This window comes from Flavobacterium cryoconiti, from assembly GCF_048158645.1.
Classification (GTDB): domain Bacteria; phylum Bacteroidota; class Bacteroidia; order Flavobacteriales; family Flavobacteriaceae; genus Flavobacterium; species Flavobacterium cryoconiti.
In genome coordinates this window covers 258,166-274,876 of sequence record NZ_JBLNKW010000003.1, presented here as the reverse complement: position 1 = coordinate 274,876, position 16,711 = coordinate 258,166, and the positions used below count along the sequence as shown (strand labels likewise).

The window sequence follows — 16,711 nt, the reverse complement described above, 5'->3', positions numbered from 1 at the left end:
TCTTTAAATTTTCGTTAAAAAAAGCAATATCTGAAATCATTTTTTTGATAAAGAACTAAATTTGGGTAAACTAAAAACTACAAATATGAAAAGAAATGCAACTGCAGTCTGGAATGGTTCACTGAAAGAAGGAGCCGGGAAATTAACCACACAAAGTACAACATTAAAGGATACACAGTATTCATTTAAATCTCGTTTCGAAGAAGGCGTAGGGACTAATCCAGAAGAATTGGTTGCGGCGGCGCATTCCGGTTGTTTTACGATGCAACTTTCGGCCTATATTACTGAGGGAGGTTTTGAAATTGAAAGTATCGAAACGAAATGTGATATTGAATTGGTAGAAGGAACTATAATAACTTCTCACTTAACTGTAAATGCAGAAGTAAAAGCTATAACAGATGAAGTTTTTCAACAACTAGTTACAAAAGCAGAGAAAAACTGCCCTATTTCTAAATTATTGAATGCAGCAATTTCTACTACGGCTACTCTAGTATAAAAAATAAAGATTTATATAAAAAAGGCTTGATTAAAATTAAATCGAGCCTTGTTTATTTTTAATAAAATGGATTACCAAAGCTGGTGTACTTCGGGTTTGATATAACGCTCATAAATTTCATTCATGGCGGTAATTTTTTCATAAGTCAATTTTGGTAAATCATAAACGGATAAATTAGACAACACATGACTTTCGTTTGATGCACCTGGGATAATACAACTTACTTCATCAAAACTTAAAATCCATTGCAAAGCAATAGGAGCCAGATTTGTTGCATTTGGAAACAAAGCTTTCAATTCTTCGACGGCTTTTAAACCGAGTTCGTAATTAATACCCGAAAATGTTTCCCCTTTGTCAAAAGCGTCCCCATTTCGATTAAAATTACGGTGATCTTGTATGTCAAAAGTAGTTTGAGTATTAAACTTCCCAGTCAGAAGTCCGCTTGCGAGTGGAACTCTTCCAATGATACCAACATCACGTTTTAGTGCTTCTTTGAAAAATAGTTCGGATGGGCGCTGACGGAAAAGGTTAAAAATAATCTGAACCGTTGTCACATTTGGGAATTCAATGGCTTTTAGGCCTTCTTCCACTTTTTCAACACTGACACCAAGATTTAAAATTTTTCCTTGCTCTTTTAAACGATCAAACATTTCAAAAATTTCCGGACGGTAAAATACTTCTGTTGGAGGACAATGCAATTGGATTAAATCCAATGTTTCTAAACCGGTTCTTTTCAGGCTGTCTTCTACGAATTTTTGTAACACTTTAGGTTGATAGCCTTCATTGACATGTGGATTGATGTGTCGTCCACATTTGGTAGCGACATAAATTCGTTCAGAACGGGAACGAACCACTCGACCTACGGCAGTTTCACTCAATCCATTTTCATAAACATCAGCAGTATCAATAAAATTTACACCATTATCGATAGCGGTATTGATTAACTGATCTGCGGTTTTATCATTAAAGGGAGAGCCCCATTTTCCGCCTACTTGCCAAGTGCCAAGAGATATTTCGGAGATTTCAAAATCTGTTTTACCCAGTCTGCGATAGTTCATTTTTTGTATTTTTAAAGTGATTTTATTTTTTTAGAAACGTTGGTTATTGCTTTTTCGAGTATAGGAGCCATGACTTCATAGCCTACTTTATTAGGGTGTACGCCGTCATTAGAGTAGGAGGTGGGTAATCCTTTTCGTTCATCCGCCATAGCTGGATAATAATCAACAAACACAATGTCATTGGCTATTGCATATGTTTTTATCATTTCATTCAATGCTACTATTTTTTCAGCAGGATTTTGATTGGGTCTCCAAGGAAAATCAAAAGCAGGTAAAACAGAACAAAGAATTACTTTAATCTGGTTTACTTTTGCTAATTCGGCCATTGAGAAAATATTATTTGCAATCATATCCAGTGTAGACGGACCTGTGTTTCCTGCAATGTCATTTATTCCTGCTAAAATCACCACTGCGGTTGGTTTTAAAGCTATAACATCGGCTCTGAAACGAATTAGCATCTGAGGTGTTGTTTGTCCGCTAATTCCGCGATTTACATATGGTTTTCCGGCAAAGTATTCTGCATTTATAATTGACCAAAATTCGGTTATGGAATCACCCATAAATACAATTCTTTTTTGACCTGCTACTGCGGGTTTAAGATTTGCATTTTCATTTTGGTATTTATTTAAATTTGGCCAGTCTTGAGCCTGTGCTTTTCCTCCCATAAATAGTGCTAAAAATAGAATACAGTAAATTAATGTTGTACTTTTCATTTGGTACCAGATTGTAAAATTTTAATTCAGAAGATGAGTTTCATCGGATTAAAAATAAAAAAAATACTTTTTCTTAAAAGCGAACCTGCCTCCCTTTTTGTATCGGAAAGATACTGAAAAGGAAGGCAGGTTTTATAAAGGTATTTTAATTTAGTCAAACAAATCCGAAGATAAATAACGATCGCCGCGGTCACAGATAATGGCAACAATAATTCCCGATTCTATAGTATTGGCTATTTTTAAGGCTGCCGCAACGGAACCACCGCTGCTCATTCCTGCAAAAACACCCTCTTCCAGAGCTAAACGTTTGGTCATATCTCGGGCTTCTTCTTCGGTGACTTCAATAATCGTATCTACTTTTGAGGCATCGAAAATTTTAGGTAAATATTCTTGAGGCCATTTCCTGATTCCTGGAATTTGGGAGCCATCACTTGGTTGTGCGCCTACGATTTGGATTGTTGGGTTTTTCTCTTTCAAATAAGTAGAAGTTCCTATAATCGTTCCTGTAGTTCCCATAGCGGAAACGAAATGCGTTACAGTTCCCTCGGTATCATTCCATATTTCCGGACCAGTCGTTTTATAATGTGCTTTCCAGTTGTCATCATTTGCAAACTGATTCAGCATGATGTAACCGCCTTCGGCAACTTTTTTATCAGCATAATCTCTGGAGCCAATGATTCCAGTATCTGCAGGTGTTAAAATCACGGTGGCGCCATAAGCACGCATTGTTTGGGTGCGTTCTTTGGTAGAATCTTCCGGAAGAATCAATTCAATTTCGATATTAAATAATTGGGCAATCATTGCCAAAGCAATTCCGGTATTTCCACTGGTGGCTTCAATGAGTTTGTCTCCTTTTTTGATATCCCCTCTTTCCAGTGCAGATTTAATCATATTGTAAGCCGCTCTATCTTTTACGCTGCCTCCAGGATTGTTTCCTTCGAGTTTTAATAAAAGTTTTACGTTTTTATTTTTAACCAAATTAACGGTCTCCACCAAAGGGGTATTTCCAATCAGGTCTAATAATTTTTGTGGCTTCATGCTAATTTATTTCTTTTATTTTTACTTCTGTAGTTGTGGTGTTGAGTACAATAGATTTTTCAGGAATAGATTTGGTAACCCAAGCATTCCCTCCAATAATACTGTTTTTACCAATGACAGTTTCTCCGCCAAGAATAGTTGCATTGGCATAAATGCAAACATTTTTCTCCACGGTAGGATGTCTTTTTGCATTTTTCATGTCTTTGCTCACGCTTAATGCTCCTAAAGTTACTCCTTGGTAAATCTTCACGTGTTTTTCAATCACAGTAGTCTCCCCAATTACAATTCCGGTGGCATGATCTATAAAGAAAGGCGATGCAATAGTTGCACCTGCGTGAATGTCTGTACCCGTGATGCGATGCGCATATTCGCTCATTAATCTGGAGAAAAGCAATAAGTCTAATAAATACAATTCATGGCTTAATCTATAGATCGCAATGGCATAGAATCCTGGATATGCTAAATAGACTTCTTCGATACTGTTTGATGCTGGGTCATTTTCTAAAATGTAAGCAGCATCCTGATTCAGTTTTTCAAGAACAGAGGGTAAACTTTCCAGATATTTGTCCCAAATAGAATCGCATAACGCATGTGGTTTTTTACAAGCAATTGCTGAAATTTCTTTGAATTGTAATTCAAGTTCAGCGATACTTTCATCCAGTGGCGCATTGGCATCAAATAGTGTATAGAATAATTTTTCAGTAAAGGCTTCCGTTTTTGTCTTGATTCCGTAGTTGATGGAAAAATGGCTTTTTAAAGCGCTAATATTTTTGATAATCAGATCTTTTGTCACGATTATAGGATTGAATTATTAATTTAAAGGCATAAAAGTAAGGCGATTTTTAGAAACAGTGGCAACATTAACACAAAGAAATTGGCATATTGAATGAGAATACAATATTTTTCTTGATTGGTAACATTTTTAGGTATATTCCCGAAAAATATAACAATTATAAGGTTCTTGAATTATTCATTTGTCTCGTGCAAAAGAGTAAATTTTATGATACTGTCGTTTTTGGGTTTTTAGGGATAGTAAAAATAAAACGGGTACCATAAATTCCGTCAGATTCGATATGAATCTTTCCTGATTTTCCTTCGATGATTTTTTTGACAATCGACAACCCAATTCCAGTACTTTCTTTGACATCTCGGGCTAAAATAGTTTGAAAAACACCAAATACTTTTTCTTGGTATTTTTCGGGTATTCCGGGACCATTGTCTTTTATGGTAAATTGATGAAAATTAGGTAATGAAAGATAAGTACATTCTATTTTTCCAATAGGTTTGTCGTTATATTTTACCGCATTGCTTATCAAGTTACTAAAAACCTGGTGCATTAATATTTTTTCAGTATAAATGATGGGGAAATTGTTCCCAATAATAACTTCGAATCTATCCTTTGGTACTATAGATTCAACTATTTCTTCCAGCATTTGATGTAAATCTACCTTTTCAACTTCGATATTAACGGTTCCAATACGGGAATACTCTAAAATGCCATTAATTAAGTTTTCCATCCTTTGAATTCTTCCTTGTAGTAATTTAAAATTTGAATTTGTTTCATCAGAAACGATATCTAAATCCTCAATAATCCATTCTGAAAGGCTGTAAATAGCTCTTAGTGGTGCTTTTAAATCATGTGAAACTATAATAAGCAAATTGATCCAGCTCGTCGTTTTTTTTGTTAAGGACTATTAAAGCATTATGTAATTTCTCTTCTTCTGTTTTTCGATTGATTATGTCGAAATTGAGTATCTTATTTTTGGCTATTATTTTAAATAAAAAATGCGACGTAATTAGGAACAATAAAACCAGTAAGCTAGATTCAATTACTTCAATTAATAAATCATTATCCCATGATTTTGCGTCAAAATCCATTCCATATACAGCAATAGTTTTACCGGTAATTTTATCTTTTATGGGTATATAAGCACTAACCCAAGTTCCCCATCTGTCGCTAGAAGGTTCAGTAATAATATCCTTTCCATCATTAAAAGCTTGGTAGGTTGGTTCATCTGCTTCAGTGTATTCTTGTCCAGGAGGAGAGTAATTTTTTGAAGTTTCAGGTTCTGAATCGACGATGAAATATATTTTCCCATTTTTTTGGGTATATAAATACGCAAAACTTGCTTTAGGATTAATTTTGATCACTTCCTTTAAAGTGTTTTTTAAATCTTGGTATTGCGGTTTGTTAATATCAGATAACTTTACTTCAAGTTTATTTATATCCTTTTTTGGTAAGGATACTTCAATGGATTTTGCAATTTGTAATACGTTGTCAGCTCGATTGTCTTTAAATCGCATCCAGGTAAAATAGAGATAAACGATACCTAAAATAAAAATTAAAATGGAAACTGTTTTTTGTAAATGAATTTTTTTCATGGATGATGAAATCATAGTATCTGAAACTATGTTTGTTTTTTAATAAATAATAAAAATTCAAATTGAAGTAAATGAGTCTGACTCATTCTTGCACTCAAAATAACAACTTTTAGGGCTTATAGCCAATTTAAAACGTTTAATTATTAAGTTGCGTATTTTAATAATTAAAGCCTTTTTTTATTTCTAATGTCTTATTCTCTAAATTTAGAAATGCAAAATCATCGCTTAATAGTGTTTGTAAAAATATCCGATAATCATAAATATCCCATTTAGGATTCCTATTCCAATAATGTATTTTTGATAATTATTTCGTTTGTCAATGAAATGTAAACTAACAATTCCTAAAAATAATAAGGTCGTAAAAATGGCGGGATACATCTTGAAAGCGGCTATAAAATCACCTTGTAAAAGAAGTAGAAGTCCTCTCTGAAAACCGCATCCCAAACACTCCACTCCGAAGAGTGTTTTGCTTAAACAGGGGAACATATATTTTTCTAAATCCAATGGTTTTTCTTTTTACAATTTTACAAAAAAAATACGAAACGGTTGAGATAATAAATAGAGCAATTTTAAATTCATTACTTTTGGAAACTGATATTTAAAGAGATGAAAAAGTTTTTAATTCCCATAATGATTATTGCGATCATTATAGCTTTATATGAGCAAGTGAAAGCAGAGAAAAATGTTTATGTAATGGTTGTTGCAATTGTTGTTTTTATGTTTGGAATGATGCAATTGAGCGCTAAGACACCGAGTAAAAATCAAGATAAAGAAGACGAAAATGTTTAATAAAGGAGATAAAGTTTCAGTGCTTGATGAAGCTATGAACGGAGTCGTGCTATCTGTAAAAGACAAGCAAGTGACGATAGAAACAGAGGATGGTTTTGTGATGACATTTTTAGTCAATGAATTGCTTAAAATAAACGATTCCAGTAATTTAATGGATTCTATTAGAAGAATTAATGTAGATGAAATTTCAAAAGAGAAAGAGATCCCGAAACCACGAAGTTTTGTCAAAGAACGCAAAGATAAACACGAAATTTCAGCTCCCGAGTTCGATTTGCATATCGAAAAATTAGTTCCTAATAAACGTGGAATGTCCAATTATGATATTCTGACCTTGCAAACCGAAACAGCAAAAAGACACATAGAATTTGCCATTCGAAATCGCATTCCTAAGATTGTTTTTATACATGGTGTTGGTGAAGGAATCTTAAAAGCAGAGCTTGATTTTTTATTAGGTCGGTATGACAATATTGCTTTTCAAGAAGGTAATTATCAAAAATACGGTCAGGGTGCTACTGAAGTTTTTATCAAACAAAGCACTAAATAATTCTCATTTTAGTTTTTATACAACACAAAAAAAGCGTCGATTCTAAGTCATTTTCATTTGAAAATATCCTTAAGAATCGACGCTTTTTAGGGTAAAATAGGCTTGATTTTAGACTTTTAGTTGTGTTTAATTTGCAGTTAAAAGTTCGCCATAAATGTAGTTGTCACCTAATTTGAAATCATTATTTCCTTTCTTCATTGTAACATTTTTAAGCACAATAGTGTGTTTAAAACCGTTTGCAAAAGACGTTGTAGTTACTTCAATAATTCCACTTACATTTGAAACTCCAGCCACGGCAATCCACTCTTCACTTATCGCAGGAGTTGTAGGAACTGTAGTTGTACAAAAATAACTAGAGGTTAATAAACCTGAAAATAATCGATACGTAAGCTTATTAACTGTTGCGCTTATTAGTCCGGTTCTAGGAGTATTTAGAGGAGTAGCACTATTAACAATCAAAGTAGGATCGATGTCTAATGTGAGAGCTTCGCTACTGTTATTATCGTAAATTTGTTTTGATGTTGGGCATTGTTCTAATGTTTTATCAAACCCAAATGGCAATGAAGTTGCCGAAGTGACATAGTCTCCAAATGGAAATGTTTCATATACTTGGGTACCACTACTTTTTGCAAAAGTAATATTTTTGAAAACAATATTATGATTGTAACCTGTTATTTTGGTGCTGTTATCAGTTGCATTTGTAGTTTTTACAGCAGTAGTAAATATTTGGATTTTTCCAGCAGTAGCTGTCCATTGGTCTGTTACAATTGGTGTTGCTGGTGGTATAGATTCACAAATGGTAGACGATGCAACCGTTCCGTTATAAAAACGATAAACGACTCTGTTAGTCGTATTGATATCTATAATGACAGGAGTGTCAACCAAACTGGGTTCGTTTAAGAACGTACTTTCTGGGATGTCAAGAAGTAATGATTCCTTTTCTTTGAGTTTATAGATGATATTATTATTGGTAGTGCATTTTTGTGTTGCAGCAGTTGAGAAATCAATAGTTTCCAAAGTCAAATTTCCATCATCACAGCTGTTTAACAGCAACGCTAAAACCAATAGGTTTGCAACTCTTTTCATATTTATAGTATTTGAAACAAAAATAGAATTTTTAATTTGTTCCAAATACATTCCTATTCAAAATCATTGAATTTAACAGCATTTTAGGCTTTTAGATTTTAAATAATGATTTAAAAAAACTGTCAATGCTTTCTTGATTTGACAAGAAAGCGTTAATTCAAAGCAAATAGAAATCATTATCTTTGCGGCAATTTAATACTGGATATGAGACTCAACAAATACTATTTAGCCGCTTTTTCTGCCTTTTTTGTCTGGGGTTTTTTTAGTTTAGCATTAAAACCATTGCATGATTATCCTTCTTTGGACATTTTATTTTACCGTGTTTTTTTTAGTGTTGTTACCATGCTGTTGATTAATCTTTCTTTTCGAAAAAAAGTTTTAAAAAAGGATTGGAATCATTTTAAAAGTATGGCTCCTAAACAGCGACGAAGTGTTGTTGTATTGACACTTGGAGGTGGTGTGTTTTTATCCTCAAACTGGTTTGTTTTTATTTATGTAATGAATCATATCAGTGTAAAAGCGGCTTCGTTAGCCTATTTGATATGTCCCATTTTAACCACGATATTCGCGTTCTTTATATTGAAAGAAAAACTGAGTAAATGGCAATGGTTTGCAGTAATGATAAGTGCTTTCAGTTGTGTTTTATTGTCTTTCAATCATTTTGAAGATATTTTCTACAGCCTTATCACAGCAGCGACTTATGCGATGTATTTAGTGAGCCAACGAAAGAATAGTGAATTGGATAAATTCCTTGTTTTGACTATTCAATTGGTTTTTACAGCCCTAATTCTCTTGCCTTTTTATCCAAATTATAGTGGAACCTTGCCTACAGAATCATTGTTTTACAGCTGTTTGTTAGTAATCGTAGTTTGTTTTACGATTATTCCTTTGTTTTTAAATTTGTATGCATTGAAAGTAATTAATTCGTCAGCAGTTGGAATTATGATCTATATTAATCCAATTATTGGATTTTTATTAGCCATATTTTATTACCATGAACAGGTAACTAGCCTTCAATTGTTTTCTTATTTTCTGATTTTGGTTTCAATAGTAGTTTTTAATGAGAAACTAATCTTTTCCAGAAAATTGAAAGAAGCACCATCAGAAATGGAAGCTTCAAAATAATTTTATAATTCCAAAAAATGAAAAAAGTATATCTCGATAACGCTTCTACAACAGCAATTCGTCCTGAAGTTATTCAAGAAATGACCAAAGTTATGGCGGAAGATTATGGAAATCCATCGTCAACGCATAGTTTTGGACGTAATGCCAAAAGTATTTTGGAGCTTTCCAGAAAATCAATTGCAAAACATTTGAATGGTACTGCGCAAGAAATAATCTTCACTTCCTGTGGTACCGAAGCCAATAATTGGATACTTCGTTCTGCCGTTAAAGATTTGAAAGTAGAGCGAATCATTACCAGTAAAATAGAGCATCATGCCGTTTTATATACTATTTTAGTTTTGCAAAGCGAATACGGTATTCAGGTTGATTATGTGGCTGTCAAGCCAAATGGCGAAATTGATATCACTGATTTAGTAGAACTGCTTTCTCAGGAAAAGAAAACGTTGGTAAGCCTGATGCATGTGAATAACGAAACAGGAACTGTTTTAGACTTGGATAGAATCGGTGTTATTTGTCAAGAAAATAGTGCGCTGTTTCATTCTGATACCGTGCAGTCCGTTGGAAAAACAGCGATTGATTTGCAAGCGTTACCCATTAATTTTATTGTGGCAAGCGCCCATAAATTTCACGGTCCTAAAGGGGTTGGGTTTGCTTTTATTCGAAAAAACTCCGGTTTACAACCTTTATTTTTTGGTGGCGAACAGGAAAAAGGATTACGGGCAGGAACGGAAGCTTTGCACCAAATTGCGGGAATGGCAAAAGCACTGGAGCTTTCCTATTCTAATTTAGAAGCAGAAAGAAAGTATATATCTGAATTGAAAAACTATTTGATTACCCAACTCGAAATTGAATTTCCAGCTTTTGTAATCAATGGAAGCGTTGATGGATTTTATAATATATTGAATGTTTTATTGCCTTTTTCTGAAGATAAAACCGCTATGATTTTATTTCATTTAGACATGAAAGGAATTGCAGTTTCACGCGGAAGTGCCTGTCAAAGCGGAAGCATAAAACCCTCGCATGTATTAGCCGAAATGCTTTCTAATGAAGATTTGAAAAAACCAAGTTTGCGCATTTCTCTAAGTCATTATAACTCAAAAAAAGATATTGATTTACTTATTGAAGCATTGAAAAGTATTTAAAGAGCACTTATAAATAATGCGAATCAAGGTTGAAAGTCTTTTTTTTTGTGCCGTTAGGCACTAAATATAGGTAGTAATTAGGTTTAAAATTCGTTAGCGTGCCGTAGGTACGCAACAAAACGATAAATGTTGCGTACCTACGGCACGCTAAATTCGTTCCAATTCATGTTTTCTACCTATATTTAGTGCCTAACGGCACATTCCAACCCTTGATTCGCATAAATAAACAAATTAGATACGTGCTGAATTTGTTTATTTTAAGGCTAATGGTATAGTTGACCGTTTTTTTTTTGCGTGAGTGATGGTAGAGGAGCTCTTTTTCTAGAGGCTTTTTACCTCTAGAAAAAAGCGGGAACGTACAGCACGACCCGAAGTTTTTACGTAGGGGCACGCCCAAATTGTAATTTAAAAATTGGTTAATTCTCAGTATATTTTTCCATAATTAATCTCGCTTTAAAATAGCATAAGGTAGATTCGGCACCTTGATTGATGTTGATGTGTTTGTCTTCCAATCCATCATAGGAAGCACCATTTTCAGGATTATACATGATTTGTTTCAGATGGTTATTTCCTAAAAACCAGATAAAAGCCAGTTTTAATTGGTCTTTGTACTTTTTGTTTTTGGTTACTTCATAAAATAAATCCAATGCAATAATTGTAGTGGCTACTTCAATAGGCTGCTCTCCATAGAAAATTCTTTCATTTTCTTTCTTGAACCAGCCTCTGTTTGAGATTACTTTTAACTGCCCTTTCATAAAATAATGAGAAAGGAGAAAATCAAATGTAATTACCGCAATTTTTTTATACTTAGGATTTTTTGTAACTAAATAACTGTACATCATAGCCTCAGGCAAAACGTTGTTGGCATAAGTCATATAATCTTCATACCAACACCAATTTTCTGCTGAATTGATGTGATAGTGATGCAAAAGTTCATCGGCAAACTTTTCTATATTCTGTCTTACAGACTCTTCTTTATAAGCTGAATAATAATGGTATAGTCCTTTCAGAGCATAGGCAATGGCTCTTGGGGATTTGATATCGTCAATTCTTTTGATTGCTTTATCCCAACATTTTTCTGCCCGTAAAATCATTTCTGCAGGTACCGATTCTTTATTTGCGATTACGGTTCCCAAGCTCCATAAGGCTCTCCCGTTTGCATCTTCAAGATTTACTTCTCCATTTTGTTTCGTTAATTGATGGTCAAAGTCTTTGTAATTATCGAACCAGCCATTGTTTCGTTGAATGCCTTCTATAAAATTTAAATAGATATTTGCAAGTTTCAAAACATGTTTGTCTGGGAAAGCTTTGTTATATACTACCATATTGATTAACGCTCTGGCATTATCATCTAACGTATAACCGGATTCAGGATCTGGCTGGCTAAATTTTGAAAATTGAAGAATTCCAAAATTAGTGGTGAGTTTCTCAATATGGTCTAGTTTTATTGGCGGAAAATTAAACTTCAAGTCGTCTTCCCGATTCGTCAATTGGTCAAATAATAAGCGGTATTGAATAGCAATATTTTCCCATGTTGTGGCATGCGCCAATGAAAAAGCGTTTTTGCCCATGGCGATCCGCTGCTCTTTGTTTTCGATGAGATACAAAATTGCTTTTTTGAATTCTTCCGGGTTATCAAATTCATTCAATAGCATTCCGTTACCATTTACGAGAGATTCTACTGCGTGCGGTATTGGAGTAGAAATAACGGCACAACCACAGCTCATCGCATAAGCAAAAGTACCACTGACAGCTTGATTTGGGTCTTTGGAAGAAAATAAATAGATATCTGATATCGTTAAATATTCCAGTAATTGCCACAATTGAAGATATTCATTGATAAAAATAACATTGTTTTCCAAACGGAGTTCATGCACAATGTCAATAAGGCTATCCCGATATTTCTCCCCTTCGCAACAAATTATTTCAGGATGCGTTTTGCCAATCACTAAATAAATGACTTCAGGGTGTTTCTTGACAATTTCCGGTAAAGCGCTTAATACGGTTTCGATGCCTTTGTTTTTATTGATTAAACCAAATGTGGACATTACTATTTTATCGGAGAAATCATATTTGTTTTTTAATTCCTCTTTTTGCTCCCATAGTACAGTATGATTACCATGAGGAATTACGATTGTTTTCATTTTAGGCAATTCGTAATCTCTAATCAAAATAGCTTCTGAATTTTTGGTAAGCACAATAATTCTATCGGATAAATCAGCAATGGCATGAACAATTTTTTTTCTTTTTTCATCTGGATTTGGGAGTACAGTATGAAAAACGGTGATAATTGGTTTGTTTAGCGCTAATATAAAAGAGAGAATATAATCGCCATAATCGCCTCTAAAAAGGCCAAATTCATGTTGAATACAAACCAAGCCAATATCATTTCGTTCGTTTATTTTCTCAGCAACCAGCCTATAGTGATCTAGCGAATCAACAGGCAAAATATAGCTTACTTCAGCATTATAGGAGAAGTTTTGGTCACTATTTTGCAATGCACAAACCTCGACAGGAAGTGTTTCCCCAAAAACAATTTCCACTGCATTTACAATGTCATTAGAAAAAGTCGCTATCCCGCATTCTCTGGGAGAATAAGAACTTACAATTAGCATTTTTATTACTTTTTCAAATTTCATGGCGCTTTTTTTAAGGTTGCTTTCTTAATTCAAGTAGCAATTCGTTGATATTCATTTTAGCAACAGCAATATGTTTATCAGCCGCACCATAGTATATGTAAAGGTCATTCCCAAACAATGCATGACCGGTTGGGAATACGACATCGTTGTCTTCTCCCTCTATTTCCCATTGTTTGGTAGGAGAGAAGAGCGGATAGGGGAGTCTGGATATTTCCATTTCAGGCTTTTCCAGATGCAATAAAGCAGCCTTAGCATGATAGATTTTGCCAGTTGTTGTTTCGTGTACTCCATGATAAATTAGCAACCATCCATCAGGAGTTTCTATTGGTGGCACTCCAGCTCCAATGTAACTCATTTCATAAGCATCTTTTGGATCTAAAAGAATATGATCTGTTAAGTTCTGTAGATAATTTTCCCAAAAAGATAAAGTTAAATCTTTCCAGCTGTCAAATTTTACAATTTGGATACCCGGCCATATTCTATGCAAAAGGACAAATTGCCCGTTTATTTTTCTTGGAAACAGTACCACATCTTTATCGCGTAGCAAGCGAGTTTCATCACTTTTCAGTCCTATTTGTGAAAAAAGATTATAATATTCATGGTATTTCGGGTTTAGCTTACTTGCATTGCAAAAATTCACATGACTTTCATATTCCTGATAGTTAACTGGAGGAGTAATTATTCCCTGTTTTTCAAAATGAATCAAATCTTTTGAAGTAGTAAGTGCTCCCATAGCATTGATACCGTCATAAGCGGTATAGGTTATATAATAGGTATCTTCAATTTTTACAATTCTAGGATCTTCCACTCCTTGTTTTTCGTAATCAAAGTCCTGTGTAATGATAGGTTTTTCTGCTCTTTCAACTATTTTTATAGGGCCTTCTGTTTTGGCATATCCAATGGTAGATAAATTTCCTTTCTGTACCGCTCTGTATAAAATATGTACTGTGTTTCCATCTTGATAAATACCAGGATTTAAAACTCCTGTACTTTCAAAAGTTCTTTCAGTTGGGCTTAGTATAATACCAAGTTTTTCTATAGTAACCATGAGTTGATTTTTTGTAATTTATTTTTCCGGTACAGATTTAATCTCCTATTTTTTCTGCTCTTTCAATTTTGCTTTTTCCTGTTTTTTAAAATAACCCCGAAATAAAAAATTGTGTTTCAAAGCTTCCATATTTTCATTTAACCGAAAACTGGCTTCATTTATGTTTTTCATTGTCGAATCTATTTTTCGAACTAAATTTGGGTCATTAGAAAGGTAGTTAATGGCCCCTTTTCCTTCTTTGATATTTACAATTGTCGAATTAAGATTGGTTATTACTTTGTCTATTTTATTGCTTGATTCATCTAAGTTTCTGACAATTGTTTTTATATTATTGGCGACAGCCGTATCTTTCAAAACACCAATCACATTATTTTTATTATCTAAAGAAGAAATGAGTTCGTTTAATTTTGTTACAGATTCGGAGGTTGTTTTTCCTGTGATTTTCAAATAATGCATGGTCTCTTTCAAATCTTTGGCTAAAATGGAATCTTTAATCAATAAACCGACAGTTCCTTTTCCTTGCGTTATTTCCTTCGTAATTTTAAGTAAATCAGTTGTTAGAAGTGCCGCATTCTTATTAGTCACACCAAGGGTATTGAGCATATCATCCGTACGAATACGACTTAAGGAATGTATCTCATCTCCTGGTTCTACGGAGACTGCCGTTCCTTTTCCTGGGATAATATTTATGATCATACTCCCTACTAAACCATCAGAACCTATGGTGGCAATAGCATTTTTTCTTATATTATGGAAAATGGTTTTGTCAATAAGCATATCCACTTTAATGGTAGAATCATTAATCATTTCTATGGCACGTACAGTTCCCACATTTATTCCGGAATAGCGCACATTGTTTCCTAATTGTAAGCCATTTACATTATTAAAAATAGCCTCTAAATGGTTGGTTTTTCCAAACATTTTTTGCTTGTCGCCAATGAAATAAACGGCTAGAATGAAAATCAATAACCCGATTATTACAAAAATTCCAAGACGTATTTTTTGTGATGTCGTTTTTTCCATTTTATTTTTATTTAAAGAAAGCTTGTATTTTAGGGTCAGTTGAGGTTGATAGTTCCTCAAAAGTACCTTCGGCATAATTGATACCATCGACTAATAAAATCATTCTGTTCGAAATCACTCTGGCACAATCTACATCGTGTGTAATTATGATTGCCGAAGTATTGTATTTTTGTTGGATAGACATCATTAACAACAAAATTTCTTTTGCCGTTATGGGATCTAATCCAGTAGTTGGTTCGTCATAAAGAATAATACTTGGTTGTAGAATTAAAGTTCTTGCTAAAGCAATCCTGCGTTTCATTCCACCCGAAAGTTCTTCGGGCATTAGATTTATTGTGTGTGCCAAGCCTACATTTCCTAGCGCTTCCATCACTAGTGGAGTTGTATCTTTTATTTTTCCAAATTTTTTCTTGTGACGACGCAATGGGAATTCCAGATTTTCCCTGACGGTCATCGAATCATACAAAGCACTTCCCTGAAAAAGAAATCCAACTTCAGTTCGGAGTTCGTCTAATTCTTCATGGTCTAGTTCAGCAATATTTTTGCCCATAATTACAATAGAGCCACTGTCAGGTTCTTCTAATCCAATCAGGCATTTTATCATTACTGATTTTCCTGAACCAGATTTTCCCATGATAACCAGATTTTCCCCTCTATTCAAAACCATATGAAAACCATCCAAAACATGATTGTCACCATAGCTTTTTCGTAAGTCTTTGATTTCTATAATAGGTTCTGTATATGGTATAGATGCACTCATAATAAGTTATAAATCATAAAAAATATTGGTAATAAAAACAGCAATAAAGTCAATAATAAAAAGCAGCATTGAGGTGAAAACTACCGCAGAGTTTGCTGCTAAACCCACACCTGCAGTTCCTTTTTTACAATTATATCCCTTAAAACAGCCTACTAATCCTATGGCAAACCCAAAAAAGAAAGTTTTAATTGTTGCGGGTATTAGATCCCCAAATTCCAATGCATCAAAAACCTGATTGTAATACAATAAAAAAGAAACATTTCCTTTTATGTTTTCCACCAGATAGGAACCGAAAATGGCAATAAAATCACCAAAAAAAACTAACACGGGAAGCATAAAAGTAGTTGCGAGAATGCGGGTAACCACTAAATATTTAAAGGGATTTGTCCCTGAAACTTCCATAGCATCAATTTGTTCCGTAACTCTCATCGAACCTAATTCGGCACCAATACCAGAACCGATACGTCCTGCACAAATCAAGGCAGTTATAATAGGTCCAATTTCTCTTATTATCGAAATACTTACCATGGAGGGCATCCAGGAAACGGCACCAAATTCCTGTAAAGTAGGTCTTGATTGTAAAGTGAATACTAAACCAATGATGAATCCTGTAACGGCAACAAGCAATAGAGAACGATTTCCCATATTAAAGCATTGACGTAGAAATTCTTTGAATTCAGAAGGACGTTTAAAAACTTCTTTAAAAAAACGTCCTGCAAAATAAGAGAGTTCGCCAATTTCAAGTAGAAAACCTTTGAATATTTCGATTATTTTAGAAAAACTATCCATAAGCGAATGAATTAATTTTTAACAGAAAATGGCTACCCAAATATACAATTATTTTGCTGATTTACAGTGGTGTTAGGTG

Annotated in this window: 18 protein-coding genes; 5 read left to right on the top strand and 13 right to left on the bottom strand. The window is 33.9% G+C overall.

The genetic code is table 11. The features are described from left to right. Positions 1-85: 85 nt before the first annotated feature. Positions 86-496 carry an OsmC family peroxiredoxin gene (locus ACM55H_RS06350; protein ID WP_416835718.1) on the top strand — a complete coding sequence of 137 codons (411 nt, stop codon included), beginning with the start codon at positions 86-88 and terminating at the stop codon, positions 494-496. Positions 497-567: 71 nt separating this feature from the next. Here ACM55H_RS06350 and ACM55H_RS06345 read toward each other — a convergent pair whose 3' ends face one another. The 7 genes from ACM55H_RS06345 to ACM55H_RS06315 form a co-directional block, all read right to left on the bottom strand. After that, positions 568-1,554 (bottom strand): aldo/keto reductase, encoded by a 987-nt coding sequence (locus ACM55H_RS06345; RefSeq protein WP_416835717.1) that lies wholly within the window; start codon positions 1,552-1,554, stop codon positions 568-570. Between the two features lie 11 nt (positions 1,555-1,565). Continuing rightward, positions 1,566-2,267, bottom strand: a complete 702-nt coding sequence (locus ACM55H_RS06340; RefSeq protein ID WP_416835716.1) for an SGNH/GDSL hydrolase family protein — start codon at positions 2,265-2,267, stop codon at positions 1,566-1,568. Positions 2,268-2,417: 150 nt separating this feature from the next. Beyond that, entirely contained in the window at positions 2,418-3,305 is an 888-nt protein-coding gene (gene cysM, locus ACM55H_RS06335) for a cysteine synthase CysM (RefSeq protein WP_416835715.1), read from the bottom strand. Between the two features lies 1 nt (position 3,306). Then, on the bottom strand, positions 3,307-4,098 hold the full coding sequence (gene epsC / locus ACM55H_RS06330; RefSeq protein ID WP_416835713.1) for a serine O-acetyltransferase EpsC: 792 nt from the start codon (positions 4,096-4,098) through the stop codon (positions 3,307-3,309). A gap of 205 nt (positions 4,099-4,303) precedes the next feature. After that, positions 4,304-4,963: a sensor histidine kinase gene (locus ACM55H_RS06325; protein ID WP_416835712.1), complete on the bottom strand. Its 660-nt coding sequence runs from the start codon at positions 4,961-4,963 to the stop codon at positions 4,304-4,306. Further along, positions 4,941-5,687, bottom strand: a complete 747-nt coding sequence (locus ACM55H_RS06320; protein ID WP_416835711.1) for a PDC sensor domain-containing protein — start codon at positions 5,685-5,687, stop codon at positions 4,941-4,943. The genes ACM55H_RS06325 and ACM55H_RS06320 overlap by 23 nt, the downstream gene beginning before the upstream one ends. Positions 5,688-5,912: 225 nt before the next feature. After that, on the bottom strand, positions 5,913-6,173 hold the full coding sequence (locus ACM55H_RS06315; protein WP_416835843.1) for a DUF2752 domain-containing protein: 261 nt from the start codon (positions 6,171-6,173) through the stop codon (positions 5,913-5,915). A gap of 144 nt (positions 6,174-6,317) precedes the next feature. On the opposite strand from ACM55H_RS06315, the gene ACM55H_RS06310 reads away from it, so the two are divergent. Together ACM55H_RS06310 and ACM55H_RS06305 are read left to right on the top strand one after the other, a co-directional pair. Then, positions 6,318-6,476, top strand: a complete 159-nt coding sequence (locus ACM55H_RS06310) for a hypothetical protein (RefSeq protein WP_416835710.1) — start codon at positions 6,318-6,320, stop codon at positions 6,474-6,476. Beyond that, positions 6,469-7,020 carry a Smr/MutS family protein gene (locus tag ACM55H_RS06305; RefSeq protein ID WP_416835709.1) on the top strand — a complete coding sequence of 184 codons (552 nt, stop codon included), beginning with the start codon at positions 6,469-6,471 and terminating at the stop codon, positions 7,018-7,020. Before ACM55H_RS06310 ends, ACM55H_RS06305 begins: the two co-directional genes overlap by 8 nt. 126 nt (positions 7,021-7,146) lie before the next feature. Here ACM55H_RS06305 and ACM55H_RS06300 read toward each other — a convergent pair whose 3' ends face one another. Further along, positions 7,147-8,106 (bottom strand): hypothetical protein, encoded by a 960-nt coding sequence (locus tag ACM55H_RS06300; RefSeq protein ID WP_416835708.1) that lies wholly within the window; start codon positions 8,104-8,106, stop codon positions 7,147-7,149. Between the two features lie 204 nt (positions 8,107-8,310). Between ACM55H_RS06300 and ACM55H_RS06295 the strand changes: the two genes are divergently transcribed. Further along, the gene (locus ACM55H_RS06295; RefSeq protein WP_416835707.1) at positions 8,311-9,231 is read left to right on the top strand and encodes an EamA family transporter; all 921 of its coding nucleotides are present in this window, start codon (positions 8,311-8,313) and stop codon (positions 9,229-9,231) included. Positions 9,232-9,248: 17 nt separating this feature from the next. After that, the gene (locus tag ACM55H_RS06290; protein ID WP_416835706.1) at positions 9,249-10,373 is read left to right on the top strand and encodes a cysteine desulfurase family protein; all 1,125 of its coding nucleotides are present in this window, start codon (positions 9,249-9,251) and stop codon (positions 10,371-10,373) included. Positions 10,374-10,789: 416 nt separating this feature from the next. Here the strand turns inward: ACM55H_RS06290 and ACM55H_RS06285 are convergent, their stop codons facing one another. From ACM55H_RS06285 to ACM55H_RS06265, 5 genes are read right to left on the bottom strand one after another with little or no spacing between them, the layout of a single operon-like run. After that, positions 10,790-13,012 carry a glycosyltransferase gene (locus tag ACM55H_RS06285; RefSeq protein WP_416835705.1) on the bottom strand — a complete coding sequence of 741 codons (2,223 nt, stop codon included), beginning with the start codon at positions 13,010-13,012 and terminating at the stop codon, positions 10,790-10,792. A gap of 10 nt (positions 13,013-13,022) precedes the next feature. Next, positions 13,023-14,060: a glycoside hydrolase family 130 protein gene (locus tag ACM55H_RS06280; protein WP_416835704.1), complete on the bottom strand. Its 1,038-nt coding sequence runs from the start codon at positions 14,058-14,060 to the stop codon at positions 13,023-13,025. A 45-nt stretch (positions 14,061-14,105) separates the two neighbouring features. After that, positions 14,106-15,083 (bottom strand): MlaD family protein, encoded by a 978-nt coding sequence (locus ACM55H_RS06275; RefSeq protein WP_416835703.1) that lies wholly within the window; start codon positions 15,081-15,083, stop codon positions 14,106-14,108. Positions 15,084-15,090: 7 nt separating this feature from the next. Continuing rightward, positions 15,091-15,843: an ABC transporter ATP-binding protein gene (locus tag ACM55H_RS06270; protein WP_416835702.1), complete on the bottom strand. Its 753-nt coding sequence runs from the start codon at positions 15,841-15,843 to the stop codon at positions 15,091-15,093. A gap of 6 nt (positions 15,844-15,849) precedes the next feature. Next, a complete protein-coding gene (locus ACM55H_RS06265) occupies positions 15,850-16,632 on the bottom strand; it encodes an MlaE family ABC transporter permease (RefSeq protein WP_039107669.1) in 783 nt (260 codons plus the stop codon). Positions 16,633-16,711: the final 79 nt, after the last annotated feature.

What these genes read in the sequence shown, in the direction of transcription:
- ACM55H_RS06350 (WP_416835718.1), top strand. Translation starts at nt 86, where the DNA reads ATGAAAAGAAATGCAACTGCAGTCTGGAATGGTTCACTGAAAGAAGGA.
- ACM55H_RS06345 (WP_416835717.1), bottom strand. Translation starts at nt 1,554, where the DNA reads ATGAACTATCGCAGACTGGGTAAAACAGATTTTGAAATCTCCGAAATA.
- ACM55H_RS06340 (WP_416835716.1), bottom strand. Translation starts at nt 2,267, where the DNA reads ATGAAAAGTACAACATTAATTTACTGTATTCTATTTTTAGCACTATTT.
- cysM (WP_416835715.1), bottom strand. Translation starts at nt 3,305, where the DNA reads ATGAAGCCACAAAAATTATTAGACCTGATTGGAAATACCCCTTTGGTG.
- ACM55H_RS06320 (WP_416835711.1), bottom strand. Translation starts at nt 5,687, where the DNA reads ATGAAAAAAATTCATTTACAAAAAACAGTTTCCATTTTAATTTTTATT.
- ACM55H_RS06315 (WP_416835843.1), bottom strand. Translation starts at nt 6,173, where the DNA reads ATGTTCCCCTGTTTAAGCAAAACACTCTTCGGAGTGGAGTGTTTGGGA.
- ACM55H_RS06310 (WP_416835710.1), top strand. Translation starts at nt 6,318, where the DNA reads ATGATTATTGCGATCATTATAGCTTTATATGAGCAAGTGAAAGCAGAG.
- ACM55H_RS06305 (WP_416835709.1), top strand. Translation starts at nt 6,469, where the DNA reads ATGTTTAATAAAGGAGATAAAGTTTCAGTGCTTGATGAAGCTATGAAC.
- ACM55H_RS06300 (WP_416835708.1), bottom strand. Translation starts at nt 8,106, where the DNA reads ATGAAAAGAGTTGCAAACCTATTGGTTTTAGCGTTGCTGTTAAACAGC.
- ACM55H_RS06295 (WP_416835707.1), top strand. Translation starts at nt 8,311, where the DNA reads ATGAGACTCAACAAATACTATTTAGCCGCTTTTTCTGCCTTTTTTGTC.
- ACM55H_RS06290 (WP_416835706.1), top strand. Translation starts at nt 9,249, where the DNA reads ATGAAAAAAGTATATCTCGATAACGCTTCTACAACAGCAATTCGTCCT.
- ACM55H_RS06285 (WP_416835705.1), bottom strand. Translation starts at nt 13,012, where the DNA reads ATGAAATTTGAAAAAGTAATAAAAATGCTAATTGTAAGTTCTTATTCT.
- ACM55H_RS06280 (WP_416835704.1), bottom strand. Translation starts at nt 14,060, where the DNA reads ATGGTTACTATAGAAAAACTTGGTATTATACTAAGCCCAACTGAAAGA.
- ACM55H_RS06275 (WP_416835703.1), bottom strand. Translation starts at nt 15,083, where the DNA reads ATGGAAAAAACGACATCACAAAAAATACGTCTTGGAATTTTTGTAATA.
- ACM55H_RS06270 (WP_416835702.1), bottom strand. Translation starts at nt 15,843, where the DNA reads ATGAGTGCATCTATACCATATACAGAACCTATTATAGAAATCAAAGAC.
- ACM55H_RS06265 (WP_039107669.1), bottom strand. Translation starts at nt 16,632, where the DNA reads ATGGATAGTTTTTCTAAAATAATCGAAATATTCAAAGGTTTTCTACTT.